Annotated in this window: 24 protein-coding genes, 4 tRNA genes and 1 pseudogene; 7 read left to right on the top strand and 22 right to left on the bottom strand. The window is 64.1% G+C overall.

The genetic code is table 11. From position 1 onward, the window contains the following. Nucleotides 1-70: 70 nt before the first annotated feature. The 7 genes from rpoB to secE form a co-directional block, all read right to left on the bottom strand. The gene (gene rpoB, locus AC1DWU_RS07115; RefSeq protein WP_477149280.1) at nt 71-4219 is read right to left on the bottom strand and encodes a DNA-directed RNA polymerase subunit beta; all 4149 of its coding nucleotides are present in this window, start codon (nt 4217-4219) and stop codon (nt 71-73) included. 274 nt (nt 4220-4493) lie between these two features. After that, nucleotides 4494-4871, bottom strand: coding sequence for a 50S ribosomal protein L7/L12 (gene rplL, locus AC1DWU_RS07110; RefSeq protein ID WP_477149279.1), 378 nt, complete (start codon nt 4869-4871; stop codon nt 4494-4496). A gap of 71 nt (nt 4872-4942) precedes the next feature. Continuing rightward, nucleotides 4943-5461 carry a 50S ribosomal protein L10 gene (gene rplJ / locus AC1DWU_RS07105; protein WP_477149278.1) on the bottom strand — a complete coding sequence of 173 codons (519 nt, stop codon included), beginning with the start codon at nt 5459-5461 and terminating at the stop codon, nt 4943-4945. A 330-nt stretch (nt 5462-5791) separates the two neighbouring features. After that, nucleotides 5792-6487, bottom strand: coding sequence for a 50S ribosomal protein L1 (gene rplA, locus AC1DWU_RS07100; RefSeq protein WP_477149277.1), 696 nt, complete (start codon nt 6485-6487; stop codon nt 5792-5794). A gap of 2 nt (nt 6488-6489) precedes the next feature. Then, entirely contained in the window at nt 6490-6918 is a 429-nt protein-coding gene (rplK, locus tag AC1DWU_RS07095; protein ID WP_477149276.1) for a 50S ribosomal protein L11, read from the bottom strand. 145 nt (nt 6919-7063) lie between these two features. Beyond that, the gene (nusG, locus tag AC1DWU_RS07090) at nt 7064-7594 is read right to left on the bottom strand and encodes a transcription termination/antitermination protein NusG (RefSeq protein WP_055877965.1); all 531 of its coding nucleotides are present in this window, start codon (nt 7592-7594) and stop codon (nt 7064-7066) included. Between the two features lie 34 nt (nt 7595-7628). Continuing rightward, nucleotides 7629-7826, bottom strand: coding sequence for a preprotein translocase subunit SecE (gene secE / locus AC1DWU_RS07085; RefSeq protein ID WP_477149413.1), 198 nt, complete (start codon nt 7824-7826; stop codon nt 7629-7631). Between the two features lie 237 nt (nt 7827-8063). On the opposite strand from secE, the gene AC1DWU_RS07080 reads away from it, so the two are divergent. Beyond that, the gene (locus AC1DWU_RS07080) at nt 8064-8198 is read left to right on the top strand and encodes a hypothetical protein (protein ID WP_477149275.1); all 135 of its coding nucleotides are present in this window, start codon (nt 8064-8066) and stop codon (nt 8196-8198) included. A gap of 57 nt (nt 8199-8255) precedes the next feature. Then, nucleotides 8256-8468: pseudogene (locus AC1DWU_RS07075) on the top strand (helix-turn-helix domain-containing protein); the annotation flags it as partial. Here the strand turns inward: AC1DWU_RS07075 and AC1DWU_RS07070 are convergent. The 4 genes from AC1DWU_RS07070 to AC1DWU_RS07055 all read right to left on the bottom strand — a co-directional run bounded on the left by AC1DWU_RS07070 (nt 8441) and on the right by AC1DWU_RS07055 (nt 9524). Continuing rightward, nucleotides 8441-8707 carry a hypothetical protein gene (locus AC1DWU_RS07070; RefSeq protein WP_477149274.1) on the bottom strand — a complete coding sequence of 89 codons (267 nt, stop codon included), beginning with the start codon at nt 8705-8707 and terminating at the stop codon, nt 8441-8443. The pseudogene AC1DWU_RS07075 and the gene AC1DWU_RS07070 overlap by 28 nt on opposite strands. Next, nucleotides 8704-8919 carry a hypothetical protein gene (locus AC1DWU_RS07065; protein ID WP_477149273.1) on the bottom strand — a complete coding sequence of 72 codons (216 nt, stop codon included), beginning with the start codon at nt 8917-8919 and terminating at the stop codon, nt 8704-8706. Before AC1DWU_RS07065 ends, AC1DWU_RS07070 begins: the two co-directional genes overlap by 4 nt. Nucleotides 8920-8955: 36 nt before the next feature. Next, nucleotides 8956-9147 (bottom strand): hypothetical protein, encoded by a 192-nt coding sequence (locus tag AC1DWU_RS07060; RefSeq protein WP_477149272.1) that lies wholly within the window; start codon nt 9145-9147, stop codon nt 8956-8958. Between the two features lie 301 nt (nt 9148-9448). Further along, nucleotides 9449-9524 (bottom strand) — tRNA-Trp (locus AC1DWU_RS07055). Between the two features lie 149 nt (nt 9525-9673). Between AC1DWU_RS07055 and AC1DWU_RS07050 the strand changes: the two genes are divergently transcribed. Continuing rightward, nucleotides 9674-9952, top strand: coding sequence for a hypothetical protein (locus tag AC1DWU_RS07050; RefSeq protein ID WP_477149271.1), 279 nt, complete (start codon nt 9674-9676; stop codon nt 9950-9952). Between the two features lie 80 nt (nt 9953-10032). On the opposite strand, the gene AC1DWU_RS07045 is transcribed toward AC1DWU_RS07050, so the two are convergent. Continuing rightward, nucleotides 10033-10200: a hypothetical protein gene (locus AC1DWU_RS07045; RefSeq protein WP_477149270.1), complete on the bottom strand. Its 168-nt coding sequence runs from the start codon at nt 10198-10200 to the stop codon at nt 10033-10035. Between the two features lie 97 nt (nt 10201-10297). On the opposite strand from AC1DWU_RS07045, the gene gcvA reads away from it, so the two are divergent. Beyond that, the gene (gcvA, locus tag AC1DWU_RS07040; protein WP_477149269.1) at nt 10298-11191 is read left to right on the top strand and encodes a transcriptional regulator GcvA; all 894 of its coding nucleotides are present in this window, start codon (nt 10298-10300) and stop codon (nt 11189-11191) included. A 16-nt stretch (nt 11192-11207) separates the two neighbouring features. Here the strand turns inward: gcvA and AC1DWU_RS07035 are convergent. Then, nucleotides 11208-11281 (bottom strand) — tRNA-Gly (locus tag AC1DWU_RS07035). 113 nt (nt 11282-11394) lie between these two features. On the opposite strand from AC1DWU_RS07035, the gene AC1DWU_RS07030 reads away from it, so the two are divergent. Both AC1DWU_RS07030 and AC1DWU_RS07025 read left to right on the top strand, forming a co-directional pair. Beyond that, nucleotides 11395-11799, top strand: coding sequence for a thermonuclease family protein (locus AC1DWU_RS07030; RefSeq protein ID WP_477149268.1), 405 nt, complete (start codon nt 11395-11397; stop codon nt 11797-11799). A gap of 100 nt (nt 11800-11899) precedes the next feature. Continuing rightward, complete coding sequence (locus AC1DWU_RS07025) at nt 11900-12925, top strand: sensor histidine kinase (RefSeq protein WP_477149267.1); 1026 nt, start codon at nt 11900-11902, stop codon at nt 12923-12925. Nucleotides 12926-12989: 64 nt separating this feature from the next. Here AC1DWU_RS07025 and AC1DWU_RS07020 read toward each other — a convergent pair. Beyond that, nucleotides 12990-13074, bottom strand: a tRNA-Tyr gene (locus AC1DWU_RS07020). Nucleotides 13075-13240: 166 nt separating this feature from the next. On the opposite strand from AC1DWU_RS07020, the gene rlmB reads away from it, so the two are divergent. Continuing rightward, a complete protein-coding gene (gene rlmB, locus AC1DWU_RS07015) occupies nt 13241-13996 on the top strand; it encodes a 23S rRNA (guanosine(2251)-2'-O)-methyltransferase RlmB (protein WP_477149266.1) in 756 nt (251 codons plus the stop codon). 44 nt (nt 13997-14040) lie between these two features. On the opposite strand, the gene AC1DWU_RS07010 is transcribed toward rlmB, so the two are convergent. The 8 genes from AC1DWU_RS07010 to AC1DWU_RS06975 form a co-directional block, all read right to left on the bottom strand. Continuing rightward, the gene (locus AC1DWU_RS07010; protein ID WP_477149265.1) at nt 14041-15252 is read right to left on the bottom strand and encodes a hypothetical protein; all 1212 of its coding nucleotides are present in this window, start codon (nt 15250-15252) and stop codon (nt 14041-14043) included. Between the two features lie 97 nt (nt 15253-15349). Further along, nucleotides 15350-16021, bottom strand: coding sequence for a DUF1345 domain-containing protein (locus tag AC1DWU_RS07005; RefSeq protein WP_477149264.1), 672 nt, complete (start codon nt 16019-16021; stop codon nt 15350-15352). Between the two features lie 217 nt (nt 16022-16238). Continuing rightward, entirely contained in the window at nt 16239-17390 is a 1152-nt protein-coding gene (locus tag AC1DWU_RS07000) for a sulfite oxidase (protein ID WP_477149412.1), read from the bottom strand. A 199-nt stretch (nt 17391-17589) separates the two neighbouring features. Then, nucleotides 17590-17665, bottom strand: a tRNA-Thr gene (locus AC1DWU_RS06995). A 53-nt stretch (nt 17666-17718) separates the two neighbouring features. Next, a complete protein-coding gene (locus tag AC1DWU_RS06990; protein WP_477149263.1) occupies nt 17719-18549 on the bottom strand; it encodes an ATP-grasp fold amidoligase family protein in 831 nt (276 codons plus the stop codon). A gap of 71 nt (nt 18550-18620) precedes the next feature. Further along, nucleotides 18621-19112 carry a peptide deformylase gene (locus tag AC1DWU_RS06985; RefSeq protein WP_477149262.1) on the bottom strand — a complete coding sequence of 164 codons (492 nt, stop codon included), beginning with the start codon at nt 19110-19112 and terminating at the stop codon, nt 18621-18623. 3 nt (nt 19113-19115) lie between these two features. Continuing rightward, complete coding sequence (locus AC1DWU_RS06980) at nt 19116-21542, bottom strand: penicillin-binding protein 1A (protein ID WP_477149261.1); 2427 nt, start codon at nt 21540-21542, stop codon at nt 19116-19118. Between the two features lie 136 nt (nt 21543-21678). Further along, nucleotides 21679-22905 (bottom strand): N-acetylmuramoyl-L-alanine amidase, encoded by a 1227-nt coding sequence (locus tag AC1DWU_RS06975; protein WP_477149260.1) that lies wholly within the window; start codon nt 22903-22905, stop codon nt 21679-21681. Between the last annotated feature and the right edge of the window lie 276 nt (nt 22906-23181).

Genomic DNA, 23181 nt, shown 5'->3' with positions numbered 1-23181 from the left:
TCTTATCGGAGCTTCCCGGCGGGCTGGGCCAGGAAGCATCCGAAGTGAATGGGGGTTGAACTCGGCAGCCTTATTCCGCCGCGTTCTGAGGAGGTGCGATCTGGTCGGCGGCCTGGCTGCCCGCAGGCAGTTCGGTACCGTCGAGCGTATCCAGTTCGACATTGAGGCCGAGAGAGCGGATTTCCTTGACGAGAACGTTGAAGCTCTCGGGGATGCCCGCCTCGAAGGTGTCGTCGCCTCTGACGATCGCCTCGTAGACCTTGGTACGACCGGCAACGTCGTCCGACTTGATGGTCAGCATTTCCTGCAGCGTGTAGGCGGCGCCATAGGCTTCGAGTGCCCACACCTCCATCTCGCCGAAACGCTGGCCGCCGAACTGCGCCTTGCCGCCCAGCGGCTGCTGGGTAACGAGCGAGTACGGGCCGATCGAGCGCGCGTGGATCTTGTCGTCCACGAGGTGGTGGAGCTTCAGCATATAGATGTAGCCCACGGTCACCTTGCGGTCGAACTGCTCGCCGGTCCGGCCGTCAAAGACGTTGGACTGACCGGTCGAGTTGAGCCCGGCGCGCTCCAGCAGCTCGACGATGTCGCTTTCCTTGGCGCCGTCGAACACCGGAGTGGCAATCGGAACGCCCTTGGAGAGATGCTCGCCGAGGCGGAGGATGCTGTCGTCGTCAAGCTGGGAGACGTACTCATCGCCTTCGTAAAGGGCGCTGATCTCCTTCTTGAGCGGCGTCATGTCGCCCTTCTGCTGGTAGGTCTTCATGATCTCATCGATCTTCTTGCCGAGGCCACGGCAGGCCCAGCCAAGATGCGTCTCGAGGATCTGACCAACGTTCATGCGCGACGGCACGCCGAGCGGGTTCAGCACGATGTCGACGTGCGTACCGTCTTCCAGGTACGGCATGTCTTCGATCGGGGTGATACGAGAAACCACGCCCTTGTTGCCATGACGGCCGGCCATCTTGTCGCCCGGCTGGATCTTGCGCTTGGTCGCGACGAAGACCTTGACCATCTTCATCACGCCCGGCGGAAGTTCGTCACCGCGCTGCAGCTTGTCCACCTTGTCGATGAAGCGCTGCTCGAGCAGCTTGCGGCTCTCCTCGTACTGAGCGTGGAGGGCCTCCATCTCGGCCATGACCTTGTCGTCGTCGAGGGCAAACTGCCACCACTTGGACCGCGGCTGGGCGTCGAAGGTCGCGTCGTTCAGCTTGGTGCCGTTGACATAGCCCTTGGGGCCAGCGGTCGCGGTCTTGCCGAACAGCATTTCCTTCAGGCGCGCATAGACGTTGCGGTCGAGGATCGACTGCTCGTCGTCACGGTCCTTGGCCAAGCGCTCGATTTCCTCGCGCTCGATGGCCATGGCACGCTCGTCCTTGTCGATGCCGTGGCGGTTGAAGACACGAACTTCAACCACGGTGCCGGCATCGCCCGGGGGAACCCGGAGCGAGGTATCACGAACGTCCGAAGCCTTCTCGCCGAAGATGGCGCGGAGGAGCTTTTCTTCCGGCGTCATCGGGCTTTCGCCCTTCGGCGTGATCTTGCCGACGAGAATGTCGCCAGCCGCCACTTCGGCGCCGATGTGCACGATACCGGCTTCGTCGAGGTTCTTCAGCGCTTCTTCCGAAACGTTCGGAATGTCGCGGGTGATTTCCTCAGGACCAAGCTTGGTGTCGCGGGCCATCACTTCGTATTCCTCGATGTGGATCGAGGTGAACACGTCCTGCATGGCGATCTTTTCGCTGAGCAGGATCGAGTCTTCGAAGTTGTAGCCATTCCACGGCATGAACGCGACGAGCACGTTGCGGCCGAGAGCCAGATCGCCCAGTTCGGTCGACGGACCATCCGCAACGATGTCGCCGGCTTCGACGTGGTCGCCCACCACCACCAGCGGACGCTGGTTGATGCAGGTCGACTGGTTCGAACGCTGGAACTTCATCAGGTTGTAGATGTCGACGCCCGACTTCGAGGCATCGGTCTCTTCGGTGGCGCGGATAACGATACGGGTCGCATCCACCTGGTCGACGATGCCCTTGCGCTTGGCAACGATCGCGGCGCCCGAGTCACGGGCGACGACCGGCTCCATGCCGGTGCCCACGAACGGGGCCTCGGCGCGCAGCAGCGGCACAGCCTGACGCTGCATGTTCGAGCCCATGAGCGCGCGGTTGGCGTCGTCGTTCTCGAGGAACGGGATGAGCGCCGCGGCCACCGAAACGATCTGCTTCGGGGACACGTCCATCAGGTCGATGGTCTCTTTCGGCGTCAGGCCATTGTCGCCGGCGTGGCGCGCCACGATCAGGTCGTTGGCGAACTCACGCTTGTCGGTCAGCTGGGCGTTGGCCTGGGCGACGTAGTGCTTGGCCTCTTCCATTGCCGACAGATAGACGACGTCGTCGGTGACCTTGCCGTTGACGATCTTGCGGTAGGGCGTCTCGATGAAGCCATACTTGTTCACGCGAGCAAACGTCGCCAAGCTGTTGATCAGACCGATGTTCGGGCCTTCCGGCGTCTCGATCGGGCAGATACGACCATAGTGGGTCGGGTGCACGTCGCGCACTTCGAAGCCGGCACGCTCGCGGGTCAGACCGCCAGGCCCAAGCGCCGAGAGACGACGCTTGTGCGTGATCTCGGACAGCGGGTTGGTCTGGTCCATGAACTGCGAGAGCTGGCTCGAGCCGAAGAACTCGCGCACGGCAGCAGCAGCCGGCTTGGCGTTGATCAGGTCCTGCGGCATGACGGTGTCGATCTCGACCGACGACATGCGCTCCTTGATCGCCCGCTCCATGCGGAGCAGACCGAGCCGGTAGTGGTTCTCCATGAGTTCGCCGACCGAACGCACCCGGCGGTTGCCGAGGTTGTCGATGTCGTCGATCTCGCCGCGGCCATCGCGCAGGTCGACGAGAGTGCGAACCACCTCGACGATGTCTTCCTTGCGCAGGATGCGGACGGTGTCCTCGGCTTCGATGTCGAGGCGCATGTTCATCTTGACGCGGCCGACCGCAGACAGGTCATAGCGCTCGCTGTCGAAGAACAGCGACTTGAACATGGCTTCGGCGGTTTCGACGGTCGGGGGCTCGCCCGGACGCATCACGCGGTAGATGTCGAACAGCGCGTCCTCGCGGGACTCGTTCTTGTCGACGGCGAGCGTGTTGCGGAGGTAGGCGCCCACGGTGACGTGGTCGATGTCGAGGATCGGCAGGGCGTCGAACCCGGCGTCCTTGAGCTTGGTCAGCAGCTTCTCGTCGATCTCATCGCCGGCTTCGGCGAAGATCTCACCGGTCTTGAGGTTGACCAGGTCCTCGGCGATGAACTGACCGTAGAGGTCCTCTTCCACCACTGCGAGGTGCGTCAGGCCACCTTCAGCAAGCTTCTTGGCCTGCCGCGGGGAGAGCTTCTTGCCGCCTTCGTGGACGACGTCGCCGGTCTTGGCGTCGATCAGGTCGAACGTCGGCTTGGCGTTCTTCATCTTCTCGGCGTCGAACGGCTTCTGCCAGCCGGTCTTGGTCTGCTCGAACGAGATAGTGTCGTAATAGGTGGACAGGATCTCCTCGGCATCCATGCCGAGCGCCTTGAGCAGCGAGGTCACCGGAATCTTGCGGCGACGGTCGATACGGGCGAACACGATGTCCTTGGCGTCGAACTCGATATCGAGCCACGAGCCGCGGTACGGGATGATGCGGGCGGCGAACAGCAGCTTGCCCGACGAGTGGGTCTTGCCCTTGTCGTGGTCGAAGAACACGCCAGGCGAACGGTGCATCTGCGAGACGATGACGCGCTCGGTACCATTGACGATGAAAGTACCGTTCATGGTCATGAACGGCATGTCGCCCATGTAGACGTCCTGCTCCTTGATGTCCTTGACGGACCGGGCGCCGGTTTCCTCGTCCACTTCGAACACGATCAGGCGAAGCGTGACCTTGAGCGGCGCTGCGAACGTCATGTCGCGCTGACGGCACTCGTCGACGTCATACTTCGGCTGCTCGAACTCGTACTTCACGAATTCGAGAGAAGCGGTGTTGGAAAAGTCAGTGATCGGGAAAACCGACCGGAAAACGGATTGAAGCCCCTCATCGGGACGCCCGCCCTTGGGCTCGTCCACGAGGAGGAACTGATCATAGGAGGCCTTCTGGACCTCGATCAGATTGGGCATCTCCGTGACTTCGCGAATGCTGCCGAAAGACTTGCGTACCTTGCGGCGGCCGTTGAACGTGGTAGCCATACCAGCTCCTGTTTTTCTCGATGTCTCGGAGGCAGATGTCCAAAGGCCCGACTATCAGCCGTCGGGCATCAGGACATCAGCCTTGCTTGTTTCGTCCAGGCCTCGATGGGAGGGAGGCCCTCAGTTTGCGCAACTCAAAATTCGGGCGGGTTGATCCCGCTATGCGCGCCCTGCCCGACCATTCAATCGCCGGGTGGCGCCCGTCCCTATAGTCAACACTGAGACGGTAATGAGGCAGCGCCGCCGGCGCTGCCTCGAGATCGGGTCGGCGAGCTTACTTAAGCTCGACCTTGGCGCCGGCCGCTTCCAGCTTCTTCTTGATGTCTTCGGCTTCGGTCTTGTTGGCGCCTTCCTTGACGGCCTTCGGAGCCGCTTCGACCAGTGCCTTGGCTTCGCCGAGGCCCAGACCGGTGATGGCGCGGACTTCCTTGATGACGTTGATCTTGTTCTCGCCGAACGAGGCGAGGATCACGTCGAATTCAGTCTTCTCTTCAGCGGCAGCGGCCGGGGCAGCAGCGCCGGCAGCAGCAGCGACGGCGACCGGAGCGGCAGCCGAAACGCCCCACTTCTCTTCGAGAAGCTTCGAAAGCTCGGAAGCTTCCAGAACGGTGAGGGCAGACAGGTCGTCTACGAGTTTGGCGAGATCAGCCATTTGAGTTCACTCTCTTTGATGTTTCAGTTCGAACCGTGGAGGGCCGGAACGGCCCCACGTGGGTAGTTTGCCTATGCTGCATTGCTCTTCTCGGCGTGTGCCGAGATGACCCGTGCAACCGCACCGCCAGGGGCCTGGAGGACCGACGCGATACGCGTGCCGGGCTGCTTGAGCATCCCTGCGAGCGTGGCGCGAAGCTGGTCCAGCGACGGCATGGTGGCGAGCGCCTTGACGTTTGCGGCGTCGAGCCCGGTCTTCCCCATTGCGCCACCGAGAACCACGAACTTCTGGTTCTTGTCGGCGAAAGCGGCCGCGACTTTCGGCGCGGTCATGGGATCCTTGGCGAAGGCGACGACGGTCGGACCTGTGAACAGGGCCGACATATCGGCGTTGTCGGTTTCCTTCAGAGCAAGCTTGGCGAGGCGGTTCTTGGCGACCTTGATCGTCCCCCCGGCCTGCTTCATCTGCCTGCGCAGATTCTCCAGGTCGGCAACGGTCAAGCCGGCGTTCTGAGCAACCACGATCGACCCGGCCGTCGCGAACGACGCCTGGAGCGAGGTGATGAGCTCAGCCTTTTCCGCTCTTTCCACTGCTAGTCTCCACATTTAGCTCACGAATAGTCGTGAACTTCTGCCAATTGCTGCCCTCCGTCGGGAGTGCAGCGGTTGATGCCTGTCAACCGGCTGACCGTCGGAGGGCGAAATGCCCCTTGGCGGCAACTGGCCTGGTTCGAACCGGAACGAATTCCGGTCTTCACCCCATCTATGCGGGCCCCTTTTCCTTTGATCGCGCGCTAGCGCGTCGCTGGGTTGGGATTAGGCGCCTCGAGGACGCACCCGCAGTCTCGGACAGGACTTTACCGATCCGAAGATCGGCATCCCGGCGGCATTGCTGCCGCCAGGAATTCTCGCGGGACGGTCTTAAGCGTTGACCGATGAGGGATCGACGTGGACGCCGGGGCCCATGGTCGAGGACACGGCGACGCGCTTGACGTAGGTGCCCTTGGCGCCAGCCGGCTTTGCCTTCTGGACGGCATCGGCGAACGCCTTGATGTTCTGCAGCAGGGCTTCGTCCGAGAACGAGGCCTTGCCAACGCCGGCGTGCAGGATGCCTGCCTTCTCGACGCGGAACTCGACGGCACCGCCCTTGGCGGCCTTGACCGCACCGGCGACGTCGGGGGTCACGGTCCCGACCTTCGGGTTTGGCATCAGGTTGCGCGGCCCGAGGATCTTACCGAGACGGCCAACCAGCGGCATCATGTCCGGGGTCGCGATAACGCGATCGAACTCGATCTTGCCCGACTGGACGATCTCGACGAGGTCTTCGGCGCCAACGATGTCGGCGCCAGCCTTGCGGGCCTCATCGGCCTTGGCGTCCTTGGCGAACACGGCGACGCGAACGGTCTTGCCGGTGCCGTTGGGCAGGTTGACCACGCCGCGGACCATCTGGTCGGCGTGGCGCGGGTCGACGCCCAGGTTGAACGCGATCTCGACGGTCTCGTCGAACTTCGCCTTGGCGCGTTCCTTGACCATCTTCACGGCGTCGTTGAGGGCGTAGAGCTTCTTGCGATCGATGCCCACGCGGGCGGCGTCAGTACGCTTACCGAGCTTGGTCATGATCAGCCCTCTACCTGGATGCCCATGGACCGGGCGGAGCCAGCGATCATGGTCGCGGCCTGGTCGACGTCGTAGGCGTTGAGATCAGCCATCTTCTTTTCCGCGATGTCGCGGATCTGCTTCTGGGTGATCGTGCCAGCGGATTCCTTGCCCGGAAGCTTGGAACCGGACTTCAGGTTCACGGCCTTCTTGATCAGGTAGGTGACCGGCGGGAGCTTGGTCTCGAACGTGAAGCTCTTGTCGGCGTAGATGGTGATCACGACCGGGGTCGGGGCACCCTTTTCCTGCTCGGCGGTCTTCGCGTTGAAGGCCTTGCAGAATTCCATGATGTTGAGGCCGCGCTGACCCAGCGCGGGGCCGATCGGGGGCGACGGGGTCGCCGAGCCGGCCGGGACCTGAAGCTTCAGGTACCCAGTGATTTTCTTTGCCATGGTTCAATCTCCATATGTGCCCAGGATCGGGCGGTTGATCCGCGTCACCGGATCTGTGAGACGCCGTGGTCCGGACGTACGAGCGGTTGGCAACCGCCCTGCCCTCCCACGGTTTTCCTGCGACCCTCAGGTCACAGGTAACGGATCAGACCTTCTCGACCTGTCCGTATTCCAGTTCGACGGGCGTCGGACGCCCGAAGATCGAAACTTCCACCTTGAGGCGCGAACGCTCCTCGTCGACTTCCTCGACGACGCCGTTGAAGCTGGCGAAGGGGCCGTCCGAAACGCGCACCTGCTCGCCAACCTCGAAGGAGACCGACGGCTTGGGATGCTCGACGCCTTCCTGCACCTGCTGCAGGATGGCCATGGCTTCCTTCTCCGAGATCGGCATGGGCTTGTCGCCCGAACCGAGGAAGCCGGTGACCTTGGGCGTGTTCTTGATCAGATGGAACGCCTCGTTGGTCATGTCCATCTTCACCAGGACGTAGCCCGGGAAGAACTTCCGCTCGGCGTCGACCTTGCGGCCGCGACGCATCTCGACGACCTTTTCGGTCGGCACGATCACGTCGTCGAACAGGTCTTCAAGCTTCTTCTGCGCGACCTTCTGGCGAATATCTTCCGCCACTTTGCGCTCGAAGTTCGAGTACGCCTGAACGATATACCAGCGCTTGGCCATGCCGCGTCGAAGCTCCTAAAGTTCAGTTTGCCGATCAGCGGATCGACAGCATCAGCTGCACGAGCCAGGAAATGATCTGGTCGGCCGCAAGGAAGAAGAAGCTCGCGACGACGACCATTACCAGCACCATCACGGTCGAAATCAGCGTCTCGTTACGTGTGGGCCAAGTGACCTTGCCGACTTCCTGGCGAACCTCTTGCAAGAATTTCAGGGGGTTCAACGCAGCCATCAGCTCTACTTTCCGTCGGGCCGTCAGGCCAAAAACGAAGAACCGCGCGAGTCACCCCGGGCGGCTTGGGAAGCGGTATCTAATGGCTTGGCACAGCTATTGCAAGCCCCAATGACGTCCTGATGTCGGACCGTGGTTCTCAGCAGGCGCCGCACGCTGTCAGCCATTGGTCAGCTTGCCTTCGCTAGGCATGGAGAACGGACTAGCGGCGTGATTCTGGGGGTATCGGATATGGGGCGCGTGGCTAACACGGCAAGGCACAGGCTCGACCTCTTTTTGCATCTGCTGTTGATCGTCATGGTCGCGACAGCTGCGCTCATCGTCTTTGTCGGCGTGCTGGAGTTCGGCTTCCAGCTGCCGATCGAACTGGGATAGCGGGAGGGTGATGCAATGCACACCGGCTATGACCTGCATCCGGATCCCACTGCCGCGCGGCAACTGGTCGGCCTGCAAGCGGCCGACGTCGAGCGCGAGCTGATCCTCGGTACGCTCCATGCCACCCTGGGCAACCGCACCCACGCGGCCGCCATCCTCGGCATCAGCATCCGCACGCTGCGCAACAAGCTGCATGAATATCTCGACGATGGGATCGACGTGCCGCAGCCGACTGGCGGAGATCACGCCGGAAACTCCGGGGCGGAATAGAGCCGGCGCATCGCCACGCTGTCATAGCGCTCGCCGTTGACCTCGAGCGTCGCCGAGGCCAGCTTGGCGGCGACCAGCGACTCCAGCGCATAGCGCAACGCCAGGGCCGCGGTAGGAAAACGCCGGTAATCGAGTCCGCCCTTGCGGCCCAGGTGCACCGGGAAATAGAGATCGGCCGGCTCCGCATAGTCGAACGGGACAGGCGCGCTGTCGATGTCGCTGATCGCGGGATCACTCATTTCACGACCGTCAGATGCGCGCGCGACCTAGTTGGACGCGATGGCGGCCGGCGGACATGGTGGGTCAAGTTGATTCCGGACGCCGGGAACGCCGGGGACCTGCCGCCGGCCATCGCCTCGCTCAGCACCGGTCCATCGGAATTGTCGGGCAACACGGCCGGCGCGAAGCCCACGACGAAGCGCGGACGACCGGCAAAGCGGATATCAAGCATAGGGTCTGGCTCCGATCGTGCTGGTCAGCCCGATGCTCAAGTGAGGAACGTGCTGAACCGCAGCAGTGGCGCCAGCGCGAACAACGCCCCCAGCGTGACAAGAAAGCTCAGCGCAACCGTCAGCGTCCGAACGCGAGTGCGACGAACCACTCCCGGCGCAGCGGCGGGATGATCGACAGGCATATTGGGGGTCGCTTTCGCTGGTGGCGCGTATGTGCGCCAAGCCACTCTACGCCCTCCATGGGAACTCACCTACGGAATTCGAACGGCCTCGCCCGGCGGGATGTCATTGTTAAATGCGGACTGGTCCGGGGCCGTATACACACCATTCTTCGGAGGAAGCAGCGGGCTGCTGACGCGATTGCGTGTCGCGCCCGCTGTCTTCCGGTCCGGAGCTCAATTGCCCAAAAAGCCAGGCCACGCGAACCCTCTTCGGACGGCGACGTCCAGATGGCGCGCGCTGTGGACAGGCGCGGCTAACTCTTCATCGGACAATGTGGGATTGGGTGGCGCTAAGCGCCTGGGCAGGTGGCAGGGGCAGAAGGACTTGAACCCTCGACCCTCGGTTTTGGAGACCGATGCTCTACCAACTGAGCTATACCCCTAGACCTGCGGCACTCCCTCTACTGAAAAGGTCCGGGCGGCGCAAGTGGCAAGGGGGCAACCTTTGCACCCGATTGCGCCCGATCGATCGGCCGGATTAGGCTGCGTGCCGCGCGGTGCGCCGCGCCAGGAGGTAACCAGGGGATAATCGATGAAGAAGCTCGTACTCGTTGCCGCGCTCGTCGCGTCAGGTTTCGCCGTGCCGGTCTTGCCCACCACCGCTGCGCCGGTGCTCTCGGATCCCGAAATGAACTGCCTGATCTTCCCCGCACTGAAGAAAGAGTGCTGGGAAAAGGGCGCCGAAATGCTGAAGGCCGCTCCGAAGTCGGTTGCCATGGCCACCGAAGACGCCGCGGATACGGTCAAGCTGCCGCTGCTGTGGAAATGCACTGCAGCTCCCAAGGGCTCGGGTCACCTGCTCGACTGCTGATCGGGGTGATCGCCGCACGAATCGAAGGCCCGGCACTGCCGGGCCTTTTTCATTGGCCGTCACGAAAGCGGAGCCGGTCATTAGGGATGGTGAAACGGATAGTCCGTGTCGGTAGCACCGATATCGGCGCGCAGGTATGAGCTGAGCTCGCGGACGTCCGCTACGGGATGGGCGCGGCGCGGGAGGATGACGTGCTTCATCCAGTTGAGAAGGCGGGCGGCGCGGGTCTTGGGAGCTTGGTAGAGCATTTCGATCACCGTCAACTTTGATGTCTGTGAGGGATAGATGCGCTCCCAGCGCTTTGATTTCCAACCAAAGGTCGAGTATCATACATAAGGAGGCCTTATGTCAGATCACCTACCCCCACTTGCTGCGATCCGGGTATTCGAAGCTGCGGCGCGGCACCTGAGCTTCACCCGCGCGGCCCAGGAACTGGGCATGACGCAGGCTGCGGTGAGCTACCAGATCAAGCTTCTGGAGGAACGCGTGGGCTCGCCGCTATTCCTGCGCCGGCCGCGCGAGGTGGCGCTGACTGAGGCCGGCCAGCGGCTTGCGCCAGAGGTGAACCGGGCCTTCGACATCCTGCGCGAGGCGTTTGTCGATCTCGGGCAAAGCGAGCACGGCACGCTGATCGTCAACACCATGCATACCTTCGCCGCGCAGTGGCTGGCACCGCGGCTGGGCATATTCCAGCTGCGCCATCCGGAGATTGCGCTGCGGCTCGAGACCACCGGCCGGCTGGTGGACTTCACCCGGGAGGAAGTGGACGTCGTCGTCCGCGCCGGCAGGGGGGTGTGGCCCGGCCTTACCGCCGTCAAGCTGATCGACGTGCGCTTCACCCCGATGCTGTCGCCGGCGCTGGCTGACTCGGTCGGCGGCATTCGGGAACCGGCGGATATCCTCAAACTGCCGCTGCTCGATGCCGATGATCCCTGGTGGATCCGGTGGCTCGATGCCTACGGCCTGCCCCACGATGTGCTGAGGCAGCAGAACACGCCCTCGATGAACATGCAGACATTCGATGCCATTGCCGCGATGGCAGGCCAGGGCGTCACGTTGCTCACCCCAGACTACTTCCAGCGGGAGCTCGCCGAAGGACGCCTGATCCAGCCCTTCGAGCGCGTCATCGATGAAGGCACCAGCTACTGGCTCGCCTACCCCGAGGCACGCCGGAACGTGCCCAAGATCAAGGCCTTCCGCGACTGGGTCGTCGAGGAAGCGAGAAAGCCGGTGGGTTAGGTGGGAGAGTGGAAGCTGGAGCGGGTGAAGGGAATCGAACCCTCGTCATAAGCTTGGAAGGCTTCTGCTCTACCATTGAGCTACACCCGCGCCGCGGCGCCGACGGCCTTGTAGTGGTTCGGGTACAATTCTGGCAAGAGGTCGTCCGGCCCGTTCCCGGCAAAGTGCATTGCGTGCCGGCGCGTTCGGAGTCAGCGTGGGGTATGCGCGCTGCGATTGCCCTGCTGATCCTGCCGCTGCTGGCGGCCCCCTCCTCGACCTTGGCCGAGGACGCCGGTTTCATGCTGTGCGAGGCGCGGCCGCACATCACCTGCGTGTGGTCGGGCGACAGCTTCTTTCTGCGCGGACAGATGGTCAGGCTCGCCGATATCACCGCGCCGGCGCGCTATGCCTCGGAGTGCCCTGGCGCATCAAACCTGTCCTGGCTCGCAGCCCTCAAACTCCGTGACCTCCTGAACAGGGGCTCGTTCGAGCTGAGCGGCGACGGACAGGTCGATGGGGCGCAGTTACGGCTTGTCACCCGGAACGGGCAGTCGATCGGCGCCGAACTCGTGGCCGCCGGACTCGCGAGGGAAAAGACAGCCAAAGCGCCGAACTGGTGCGGCTAGCGGAGCCTACGGCGCCGCTGCGAGATGCCTGCAAAATACGGCGAGGGGGACCGGAACCTTCGGTGCCGAGCGACGTTCAAGCGAGTCGTCCGGGGGGCTCATGACACATCACGTACTCAATCCAGCGCACAGCGGCCAGGTCGCTGAGGCGCGTCTGGCTGCGATCATCGAGTCTTCGTTCGACGCGGTCATCGCCAAGGACCTCAACAGCATCATCACGGACTGGAACCCTGCCGCCGAGCGACTGTTCGGGTACACGGCGGCGGAGGCCGTCGGCCAGCCCATCACCATGCTGATCCCCGAACATCTGAGGAGCGAGGAGGCCGACATCATCCGGCGCATCCGCGCCAACGAGCGGGTGGAGAGCTACGAGACGATCCGCCAGCGCAAGGACGGAAGCACGATCTACGTCTCGCTGACGGTTTCGCCGATCCGAAACGCCCGTGGCGAGGTGATCGGCGCATCCAAGATTGCCCGCGACATCACCGAGGCCAAGGAGAGCGAACGGCGCATCCGGGTGCTGCTGAGGGAGATCAACCACCGGGTGAAGAACCAGTACGCGGTCATCCTGTCGCTGATCCGGGAGACAGGTCTCAGTTCGGTGTCGATCGACGAATTCCAGGCGAAGATCCGGACCCGCATCGCCAGCCTCGCGGCCTCGCATGATCTGCTCGTTCGATCGGAATGGACCGGATCGACCCTCGCCGAGCTGGTTCGCGAGCAGTTGGCACCGTTCGGACACGAGGAGTTGGTCTCGGTCTCCGGCCCGCTGATCACGGTCGCTCCGAACGCCGTGCAGAACCTCGGAATGGCGTTCCACGAACTGGGCACCAACTCGGCGAAGTATGGCGTCCTTTCCGGCCAGGGCGGCTCGATCGAGATTTCCTGGTCCATCGGCGGGCAACCGACCTCGGAGCTGGAGTTGACCTGGGATGAGAAGTTCGACCGGCCGGTGGTCGACGACGTCCAGCAGGGCAAGGGTTTCGGCACGGTCGTGCTGAAGCGCATCGCGCCGATCGCGCTGAATGGACGCGCGACGATAACCAAGACTCCGTCCCGGATTTCCTGGACCCTGGTGGCGCCGGCGAGCGCGGTGCTGATGCAGGATCAGAACGCGGACGAGTAGCGGGCGGGTCTAGCGCCCCGGCTGCAGGAGACTTGGGAGTTCGGCTCTGGCGCCCTGGGGCGGCTGGTGGAGGGGACTGGATTCGAACCAGTGTACGCTAAGCGAGCAGATTTACAGTCTGCCGGATTTAACCACTCTCCCACCCCTCCATTCAGAGCCGGAGAAACGAACGGCGCCCGTCCCCGGGCGCGTCGTCGGGGCGGTTTATGTCGGGGCGGTGAACGCCTGTCAACACCCAATGCGCCCCTTTGCCGCCCATAGCGCCGCAAGCCTCGCCGCCTTGCCGTTGTGCATCAAAACCGCTAGGGCATCCCCATGAGCCGCAACAAATTCCCGCCTAAGCCGCGCTACGACCCAGATACCGGCCCGGTATACCTTTACGGGCTGCATACGGTGCGGGCGGCTCTCGACAATCCGCTGCGCGAACGGCGCAACCTGCTGGTCACTCCCAATGCGCTGATGCGCCTCAAGGAGACCGGTCCGGTGGAGATGCGATTCACCGAGACGACGCCCAAGGAACTGGACCGGCTGCTGGGTGCGGACGCCGTTCACCAGGGGGTGGCGCTCGAGGTGGAGGCGGTCAGCCGTTTCGGCCTCAACGACGTGCCGAACCCGCGGCTGGTGGTCATCCTCGACCAGTTGACCGACCCGCACAATGTCGGGGCGATCCTGCGTACCGCCTGCGCGTTCGGCGCCGATGCGGTGATCACCACGGCGCGGCACTCGCCGCGCGAGACCGGCGTGATGGCCAAGGCCGCCTCCGGAGCGTTGGACCTGGTGCCGATGATCGAGGTGCGCAACCTCGGCGATGCCATCGAGAAGCTCAAGGAACGCGGCCTGACGGTGATCGGCTTCGATTCGGAGGCCCCTGCCCCGGTTCGCCCGCGCACCGATGATACGCCGATCGCCATCGTGCTTGGCGCCGAAGGCAAAGGGTTGCGGCAGCGCACGCGTGAGCTTTGCGACGAGATGGTCCGGCTTGATATGCCGGGGCCGATCAAATCGCTGAACGTGTCGAACGCCGCAGCCATTGCGCTGTTTGCCGCGACCGCCGGACGCGCTGCGCAATAGAAAGGCCGCGGCATTGCCGCGGCCTCCCCAATCTACCCTTCAGATCAGGGCGTCGTGCAGCGGACCAGCGAGGCGCCGTTGACGCTCAGCACGTCCGGCCCGGCCTGGACAATCTCCACGGTCTTGTCGCCCGACTTGAGACTGGCCTTGCCATCGACGGCCGGCACCGCATCGACCAGCAGGATATCGCTGCCCTGCCGGACGCTGATCTTGGTGATCACCACATAGCCGGTGCCGCCGGCCTGATCGACCGTGCCGCAGGCGGCAAAGTCCGGCGCCCAGACGCCGAGATAGCCGATCTGGTCACGCTTGGCGTTGGCAGCGAGCCGGGTGTCGGGCTTGAGGCCCGAGGCGGGCAGCACGCCCATCGCAGGCGTGGTCACCACCGGCTCTTCTGCCGCAGCAACTGCGGCTGCAGCGTCGGTAGCGCCCTTTGCCTCAGCCGACGGAGCAGCCCCGGCTGCCGGTGCCGTTTCGGCGGCGGCCACAGCAGCAGCGGCGTCGGCCGCACCCCGAGCCGCGGCGCCGGTCTCGGCAGTTGCCGAAGCGGCGGCCGCCTGCTTGTCGGCCTCAGCCTTGGCGGCAGCGGCCGCATCAGCAGCCTTCTTTTCTTCTGCGGCCTTTGCCGCGGCAGCCGCAGCGTCGGCGGCCTTCTTCTCTTCTGCGGCCTTGGCGGCAGCTGCAGCCTCGGCAGCCTTCTTCTCTTCCGCCGCCTTGGCAGCGGCTGCAGCGTCAGCGGCTTTCTTCTCTTCAGCGGCTTTAGCGGCAGCTGCAGCCTCGGCCGCCTTCTTCTCTTCCGCCGCCTTGGCAGCGGCGGCGTCGGCTGCCTTCTTTTCTTCGGCAGCCTTCGCGGCTGCCGCCGCGGCATCCGCTGCCTTTTTCTCTTCCGCAGCCTTGGCGGCAGCAGCGGCCTCAGCGGCCTTCTTCTCCTCAGCAGCCTTTGCAGCAGCTGCTTCGGCCGCCTTCTTTTCCTCGGCTGCCTTGGCCTCGGCTGCCGCCTTGTCGGCCGCTGCTTTGTCGGCTGCTACCTTGTCTGCCGCAGCCTTGTCCGCGGCGGCCTTATCGGCAGCGGCCTTATCTGCGGCTGCTTTCTCTTCCGCTGCCTTCTGCTCGGCGGCGGCCTTGTCCGCATCTGCGGTGGCGGCCGGGGTCTCAGCTGCCGGCGGTGGAGGCGGCGGGCTGTTGTTGTCGCAGGCGGCGACCAGCAGCCCAAGCGACAGGGCTATAGGCAGGGCCAGAAGGTGCATTCGCTTCATAGTCTTTTCCTCTCCGAAACCGGCATCCGACGTACAGGATGATCGCCCGCCGCATGGCCATAATCTATCGGGAACGGCGCCATGCCGCGACCGTTCCTCATCCGCTGGCGATCGCCACGACGACGTTGACCGTCGCCGCAACGATGACCGTATTGAAAAAGAAGGCGAAGACGCCATGCATGGTCACCAGCCGGCGCATGGCCGCTGACGTCACCGCCACATCGGCGACCTGCGCGGTCATCCCCAGCACATAGGCGAAATAGAGAAAGGCACCGCCATCCGGTGCTACGCCGCCCGGAAAGTCGAGGCCGGCGACGATCCCACTCTTGGGGCCGGGCGCATCGACATAGTACTCGTGCGCGTAGTGGAGGGCGGCCATGGTGTGCACGGTGAACCAGCCGAGCACCACCGATGCGACGCTCACCGCGATCTCGAGCATGTCGGTGCCTTCGCCGTCGTTCAGCGCAAGGAACAGGAAGACGACCGCGACCACCACGACGAGGATGGTGACGAGGAAAATGGCGGCAACCGGGGAATCGGCGTCATCCGGGCGCTGCTGCAGGAACTCCGCCGTGAGGCTGGGAAATTCCACAGCGACGAGCGCCAGATAGATGATGAACATCGCATTGGCGCCGACCGCCACCGCATATCTCGGCGACAGGAAGAGGCACACCACGAACGCCAGGGCACCCATGGCGACGCCCCAGTAGAAGGGCGCGTGTCGCGGCAGGATACGAGCCGCTACCGGTGTCTTTCGTCTGCCTGCCAAAGCCGCCCTCTCCGCCGGTGAATCAGCGACCAGCCGGATATTCGCACAGCGAGGATGCCACATCTAAGACAAGTCGTCGCCGCTCGCGAGGCCGTGTGTGCCACGCGAGTGTCGAGGGCATTGCCCAGCGGTTGGGAGGCGCCGGCGGGGGCGTCGCCACACCGCGGCGCCCGCTGGCTTGCTGTCGTGAAAGGCCCAAGGAGGTCGCCCTGACGGCTCAGCTGATGTTGATGTGTCGGGTAACCTGGCCGTTGCTCTCCCAATAAGTGCGCTTGTTGGCGATGATGGGATCGTCCATGGCGGGCTGGATCGCCCCGGACATGTCGATCGCGCGCGAGGTGACGGTATGCTCTCCCGCCGCCGGACTCGGCCAGTCGAGGGACCATATCTTCCACGCGCGCTCGGCCTCCTCGGTATGGTCGATGGTTGCCGGCATCCACTCCCCGTCATCGACCTTCACCTCGACCCGGTCTACCGGGGCCCCCCAGGCTACACCGATGATGCGGTAGTCCGTGCCGAGCTTCGTGACGCGTGCAGGCGCCGATTTGAGGCGCGAGCGACCGACGGAGGTCTCTGCCCAGACCGTCTCGCCGTTATGATCTTCTTGCCGGAGGGTGACGTAGTCGCGTCCCATCAGCAGGCTCTCGAAGCGGCGGTCGCGTACTTCGATCCGCTTCAGCCACTTGGCGTTGGCAATGCCGTACCAGCCCGGCGCGATCAACCTTAGCGGGAAGCCGTTCGGCTCCGGCAATGGCGCGCCATTCATCTCGTAGCAGAGGATGTTCTCAGGACTCATGGCGTCTTCGACCGACATGCTGCGGGCGAAGTTCTGCTTGATCTTCTGGTCGCGAACTTCGATCTCGCCGGCATCGGTGCCCCAGAAGACAACCTCTATGCCGCCCTTACTGATGCCCGCCTCTTCGAGAATTGGCGCAAGGGGCGTCCCGGCCCACTTGGCATTGCCAATGCCGCCGGTGAAGAACGGGAACCCGTGATTTCCAGAACATTCGATCGTAAAGACGACCTCCTGCCGCGGACGGGCTTTCAGGTCGTCGAGCGTCAGCGTCATGGGTTTTTCGACGAGGCCGTCAACCTCGAGCTTCCAGGCACTCGCATCAATCGTCGGCCTGTCGAAATGTGAGATCGAGAAGAACTTCTCGTTGGGGATGATCCAGGAATCGAGCTCCTCCCAAACGAGCTGGGTCTGGATCCCCACGGGATCCGGATTCTCCGTCGGCTGGTCGAGCCACGGAATAACCGTTTCGCCGGAGCGGGTGGGATAAGCATATGCCGGGTGCGTTCGCAGTACCGCCATCGCGGTGAAGGCCGCGCTGCTTAAGATGAACTCTCTGCGTGCAAGGTATTGCATGATCACGACTTTCGCTTGATTGCGCGAATATCAGTGCCACAACTAGAACGTCACCGTAGTGCCGGCGGAGCGGCCCGGTCAATTGTTGCGCGGAAGCACCACCTGGGTGGTGGCCGTGATGTCGACGGAATGAAGCGTTAGGCTTGCGGCCGCAAGCGGCTCCCCCGAAACCGGGCAAATCTCAACGGAATCAGGGTTGTGGTGCCGGCAGCAAGAATCGAACTCGCGACCCACTGATTACAAATCAGTTGCTCTACCAACTGAGCTATGCCGGCCCGGCGCGGTCGATAGCACCGAGGGCGCGCTGGCGCAAGGAGATGGTCGGCGATCAGGCGGGCAGTCCGTCCGGCCACATGGCGCCGTATCTGAAATCCAGCTCGTCCGGCCAGCGGACGAAGCCGGAGTTCGGATAGAATGTCACTTCTCCAAAGCGCGGGCGATCGTCGATCTCGTAGAAATCGACCCGGGCGAAGGGGAAGCCGGCTGCCAGCAACTCGGCGGCGCGGATCATCTCGGAATAGCTCTTGGGCATCGGCGGGATATCGTCGCCATAGTACGGCTCCGCATCACTCACCGCGAACGGCAGGCGCTGCCACTCGCGGCTGTAGGTGGCGCGCTTGAGACCGGCAAAGCGCTCCCAGTTCACCGAGACGAAGTCGGACCGGCCGCCGAACACGTGCAGCCGATAGTCGGCCGGTGGCTCGCCGTGGCCGATGTACGGTTCGACGAGTATCTGGGGCGGAATCGCGCTGTAGACCCATTCGCCCATCGAGCGTCCGAACGGTCGGCGCATCCAGCTCTGGACGTGGCGCTCGACATCGTCCCAGTCGGGCTGGTCGGGGCCGGTAACGAAGTAGTTCCCGCCGCTCCAGTTGTTGGCCTTGATGACATAGGGCATCGGCCAGTTCCGTTCGCCGCGCGGCGGCAAGGCCGAGCCGGCGTAGAGCGTCGGCGTTACCCACTCGGGCCCCAGCAGTTCCGCGACGGCGTGCTTGGCGAGGACCTTGTCGGCCAGCACGACCATGCGCGGCGTGCGCCAGCGCAGCTTGGCGATCTGCACTTTCTCGGTGAACCGGGTGGGCCGTAGCAGGTTGGGGTAACGGCCAACGCGGCGACGGTACGCACGCATGACGCGCAGATGGTCGATCAAGCCCTGCATTCGGTTCTCCGCTGCCCCCCGGCGGCTGCCGCGGGCCATCAAGCCGAGAACGCCACGCGGGTCAAGCGGCGCTACCTCTCGCTGCGCTTCTTCCACTTCTTCAGCACCATGTCGCGCTTCAGGCGCGACAGGCGGTCGAGGAAGAAGATGCCGTTGAGCTGGTCGATCTCGTGCTGGGCGATGCGGGCCGGCAGCCCCTCGAAGCGGCGCTGCTGGCGGGTGCCGGTTTCGTCGTCCCAGGCGATTTCGGCCGTGTAGGAGCGGACGATCTCAACCTCGACGCCGGGCATCGAGACCGAGCCCTCGGGTCCCGCGACATTGGCGCCGGCGGTGGAGATGACCTCGGGATTGTAGAGGACGAGGTAGTCGCGTTTGTCGGGATCGGGGTCGGCGCTGATCACCACGACCGGCGCGACGGCGCCGATGTGGACCGCGGCAAGGCCGTAGGCATTGGCGGCCCTGGTGGCCTCGAGCAGCCGCGTGCCGATCGACTTGAGGCCATCGTCCACCGGCCGCGGCTCGGCCTTGCGGGTGAGCCGCGGATCGGGCCAGACGACGAGCATCGGCTAGAACAGCCCGCCGCGACCCAGCGTCATATCGGTGGCAGACGGGTCCTGCCCGGCCTGGATAGCCTGGAAGGCGTTGGAGTCGACGCCGATCACCGAGGTCACGAGATTCGGCCCCGTACCGGGCTTGAATGCCTCGTAGATCGCCTGGTCGCCACCATTGGCCTTCACGCCGGTGCTGGGATCGATCCAGACCTGCGCCATGCCGCCCGGCATGTTGAACGGCGTCGGCGGCTTGCCCTTCAGGGCCTTGGCCATGAACTGGGTGAAGATCGGCACGGCCATTTCACCGCCGGTCGACTGCTTGCCCATGTTGCGCGGCGTGTCGAAGCCGACATAGACACCCACCGCCAGTTCGGGGGTGAAGCCGATGAACCAGGCGTCCTTGTAGTCGTTGGAGGTGCCGGTCTTGCCGGCGACGGGGCGGCCGAGGCTCTTGGCGCCGGTGCCGGTGCCGCGCTGCACGACGCCTTCCATCATCGACGTGATCTGGTAGGCGGTCATCGGATCGAGCACCTGCTCGCGATTGTCGATGATCAGCGGCTCGCCCTGCTTGTTCCAGGCGTCTGCCACGCAGCCGTCGCAGATGCGCTCGTCGTGCTTGTAGATGGTCTTGCCGTAGCGGTCCTGGATGCGGTCGATCAGCGTCGGCACGATCTTCCTGCCGCCATTGGCGATGGTGGCATAGGCCGACGTCATGCGCATGTCGGTGGTTTCGCCGGCCCCGAGTGCCATGGCCAGCACCGGGTTCAGCGTGTCGTAGATGCCGAACATCTTGGCGTAGTCAGAGATCAGCGGCATGCCGAGATCCTTGGCCAGCCGCACGGTCATGACGTTCCGGCTGCGCTCGATGCCGCGGCGCAGCGTCTGCGGGCCGTAGAATTCCTGCGCGTAGTTCTCGGGCCGCCAGACCGATCCGTCGCCGTTGACGATCTCGATCGGCGCGTCGAGCACTACCGAGGCGGGCGTGTAGCCATTGTCGAGGGCGGCCGAATAGACGATCGGCTTGAACGACGAGCCGGGCTGGCGCATCGCCTGGGTGGCGCGGTTGAACTCGGATTCAGCGTAGGAGAAGCCGCCGACCATGGCCAGGACACGGCCGGTACGCGGGTCCATGGCAACGAGCGCACCCTCGAGCTCGGGCACCTGCTCGAGCTTGTAGGCACCCTCCTTGTCGGCGACCTTGGAGACATAGATCACGTCGCCGGGCTTCAACAGGCTGCCGAGCTTCTTGCTGACCCATTTGATGTCCGGGCCGGCCAGCGTGCCGGTGACCCGCTCCTCCGAGACCTTGCCCTCGACGTCGGTCGCCGGGCGAATGCCGATACGGCCCTCGTTGTCGCCCATCTCCAGCACGACGGCGAGGGTCCACTCGGGGACGTCGCTCAGCGGCTTGATGGCATTGACCGCGGCACCCCAGTCCGACGAGATGTCGACACTGGCGATGGGACCACGGAAGCCCTCGCCGTGATCGTAGTTGATCAGGCCGTCCATCAGTGCGCGACGGGCATATTCCTGCAGGTGCGGGTCGAGCGTGGTGCGGACGCTGAGGCCGCCGCCATAGAGCTCGGCTTCACCGTAGAGCTTGCCGAGCTGGCGGCGCACTTCCTCAGTGAAGTACTCGGCTGAGAACAGCTGGCTGCCGGAGCTGCGCGGCTTGACGTTGAGCGGCTCTTCCTTGGCCTTGGCTGCCTCTTCCGCTGTCACGTAGCCATTCTCGACCATGCGGTCGATCACCCAGTTGCGGCGCTCGATGGCCTGCTTGGGGCGGCGAAACGGATGGTAGTTGTTCGGGCCCTTGGGGAGCGCCGCGAGATAGGCGGCCTCGCTGAGCGTCAGCTCGTAGAGCGCCTTGTCGAAATAGTTGAGCGCGGCCGCGGCGACCCCGTAGGAGTTGAGGCCGAGGAATATCTCGTTGACGTAGAGCTCGAGGATCTTGTTCTTCGAGAACGTCGACTCGATGCGCAACGCCAGGATGGCTTCCTGGATCTTGCGATCCCAGGTCTGCTCGGAAGTGAGCAGGAAGTTCTTCGCCACCTGCTGGGTGATGGTCGAGCCGCCGCCCTGGATCGAGTCATTGCCGTCGATGCGGGCCATGACGTTGTCGCGCAACGCGCGGATGACGCCGTCAACGGCGATGCCGGAGTGGGTATAGAAGTCCTTGTCTTCGGCTGAAATGAAGGCGTTGATGATCAGCGGCGGGATGGTTTCGATCGGCTGGAACAGCCGGCGTTCGCGCGCATATTCGGCCAGCAGCGTGCCATCGGCGGCGTGAACGCGCGTCGTCACCGGCGGCTGATAGTCCTTCAGCACCGTATAGTCGGGCAGCGTCGAATTCAGCTGGTTGAGATAGACGGCGGCAACCGCAACCGCGCCCAGGGCGCAAAACACGCCGAAACCGAACAGCCAGCCGAAAAGTCTGAGCATCAGATCGAAAACCCTGGAGCAGGCGCCGGCGGGAGTGAGGCGGGCGCGAAAAGAAGCGGAATCATACCAGACAAGGGCGGAAATGTGGACAAGCCTGCCCTTTCAATACCTTGCGAGGTCGAGCGTGGTAGAAACGTCACTGTGTCGCCGCCACGGTCTTCTGCGTGCTGTCGAAGTAATCGGCGATGCCGCGGGCCAGCGCGTCGACCACGCGGTCGCGCCAGTCCGACTGCTGCAGGTTGGCGATATCGGAGGCGTTGGACAGGAAACCGAGTTCCACCAGCACGGAAGGCACGTCCGGGGCCTGCAGCACGAAGAAGTCGGCCTGCCGCACCGGGAAACGCCGCAGCGCCACGCTCGGCTCCAGCTGGTGGACGATGGCTTCGGCGGCAAGGTAGCTCGACTTGCGCATCTCGCGCCGCATCAGGTCGACGAGGATATCCATGACGGCCGGCGTGGACTGCGGCACGGCAAAGCCGGCGACGATGTCGTAGCGGTTCTCACCGTCGGCCAGCACCTTGTCGAGCACGTCGGTGGCGTTCTCGTCGCGGGTATAGACGCTGGCGCCGCGAATGTCGGGCTGCTGGAAGCTGTCGGCGTGCAGCGAGATAAACAGATCAGCCTTGTTCTGACGGGCGAGATCGACTCGCTCGTTGAGCGACAGGTAGGTGTCGTCCTCGCGCGTCAGCGCCACATCGAAGCGGCCGGAATCGATCAGCACCTTCTGCAACTGCAGCGCGAAGGCGAGCGTGATGTCCTTCTCGTGCGTGCCGCTGGGCGCGCTGGCGCCGTTGTCGATGCCGCCATGGCCGGGGTCGAGCACGACGAGCGGCCGCGTGGCGGTGACCGGGGCATGCGTGCCGGGATCGGTCGATGCGGTGACGGGCGCAGTGCCCTGGTTGGCGATCGAGGCGGCGAGGTCGGCCGCCACCTTGGTGCTGAACTCTTCGGGCGTCGCCGGGATGAGGTCGACGACAAGGCGGGCCGGCTGATCGGCGACCGCATCGAGGACATAGGCCTGCTGCACCTGCGCCGGCGCAGCCAGCGTCAGCATGGTGCGGGCCCTGCCCTTTTCGGCCATCTCGACGGTATAGGAGGTGACGATGCCCTTCCCTGCGACGTCCGCCGGCGCGAGGATCTTCAGCTCGAACGCCTTGACGTCGATGGCGATGCGGTTGGGCGCATCGAGCGAGACGATGGCGAACTCGGTCGGGCCGGAAAGGTCGATGATGAGGCGTGCCCGCTGCGGCGTCGCGGTGACGCGCGCGTCGATGACGTCCGGGTAGTCCTCAATCGATTCGAGCTGGGCGAAGGCCGGATGAGCGACGAACAGACTGGCCACGAGGACCAGAACAATAGCCACAAACCCAGCAAATCCGCCGGTATGACCGCCAGAGCCGGCAGATTTCAACAAGGCAGCGTCGCTCCCTAAAACTTCGCGCATACACGCCAGAGCACTCGGGCGATTCTGCGGCGTTACGGGCCACACGTCGACAATGCAATAATGTGATCGACTTGGAACGGCCCTGTACCCGTGGGTTTTGAGTTTCCTGTTGCCAATTTGCGGCAACAACCCTAAAGCCATCTTGAGGCGGCCTGCTGCCGCCACCACATGCCAGAGCGGCGCAATCGGCGCCCG

Source organism: Devosia sp. P2_G7 (assembly GCF_056403495.1).
The sequence above is the reverse complement of the archived record's forward strand: the minus strand, read 5'-3'. Positions and strand labels throughout refer to the sequence as shown.

Coding starts and splice junctions, on each gene's coding strand:
- rpoB (WP_477149280.1), bottom strand. CDS start 4,219: ATGGCTACCACGTTCAACGGCCGCCGCAAGGTACGCAAGTCTTTCGGC.
- rplL (WP_477149279.1), bottom strand. CDS start 4,871: ATGGCTGATCTCGCCAAACTCGTAGACGACCTGTCTGCCCTCACCGTT.
- rplA (WP_477149277.1), bottom strand. CDS start 6,487: ATGACCAAGCTCGGTAAGCGTACTGACGCCGCCCGCGTGGGCATCGAT.
- rplK (WP_477149276.1), bottom strand. CDS start 6,918: ATGGCAAAGAAAATCACTGGGTACCTGAAGCTTCAGGTCCCGGCCGGC.
- nusG (WP_055877965.1), bottom strand. CDS start 7,594: ATGGCCAAGCGCTGGTATATCGTTCAGGCGTACTCGAACTTCGAGCGC.
- AC1DWU_RS07070 (WP_477149274.1), bottom strand. CDS start 8,707: ATGAGTGATCCCGCGATCAGCGACATCGACAGCGCGCCTGTCCCGTTC.
- AC1DWU_RS07065 (WP_477149273.1), bottom strand. CDS start 8,919: ATGCTTGATATCCGCTTTGCCGGTCGTCCGCGCTTCGTCGTGGGCTTC.
- AC1DWU_RS07050 (WP_477149271.1), top strand. CDS start 9,674: ATGAAGAAGCTCGTACTCGTTGCCGCGCTCGTCGCGTCAGGTTTCGCC.
- AC1DWU_RS07045 (WP_477149270.1), bottom strand. CDS start 10,200: ATGCTCTACCAAGCTCCCAAGACCCGCGCCGCCCGCCTTCTCAACTGG.
- gcvA (WP_477149269.1), top strand. CDS start 10,298: ATGTCAGATCACCTACCCCCACTTGCTGCGATCCGGGTATTCGAAGCT.
- AC1DWU_RS07030 (WP_477149268.1), top strand. CDS start 11,395: ATGCGCGCTGCGATTGCCCTGCTGATCCTGCCGCTGCTGGCGGCCCCC.
- AC1DWU_RS07025 (WP_477149267.1), top strand. CDS start 11,900: ATGACACATCACGTACTCAATCCAGCGCACAGCGGCCAGGTCGCTGAG.
- rlmB (WP_477149266.1), top strand. CDS start 13,241: ATGAGCCGCAACAAATTCCCGCCTAAGCCGCGCTACGACCCAGATACC.
- AC1DWU_RS07010 (WP_477149265.1), bottom strand. CDS start 15,252: ATGAAGCGAATGCACCTTCTGGCCCTGCCTATAGCCCTGTCGCTTGGG.
- AC1DWU_RS07000 (WP_477149412.1), bottom strand. CDS start 17,390: ATGCAATACCTTGCACGCAGAGAGTTCATCTTAAGCAGCGCGGCCTTC.
- AC1DWU_RS06990 (WP_477149263.1), bottom strand. CDS start 18,549: ATGCAGGGCTTGATCGACCATCTGCGCGTCATGCGTGCGTACCGTCGC.
- AC1DWU_RS06985 (WP_477149262.1), bottom strand. CDS start 19,112: ATGCTCGTCGTCTGGCCCGATCCGCGGCTCACCCGCAAGGCCGAGCCG.
- AC1DWU_RS06980 (WP_477149261.1), bottom strand. CDS start 21,542: ATGCTCAGACTTTTCGGCTGGCTGTTCGGTTTCGGCGTGTTTTGCGCC.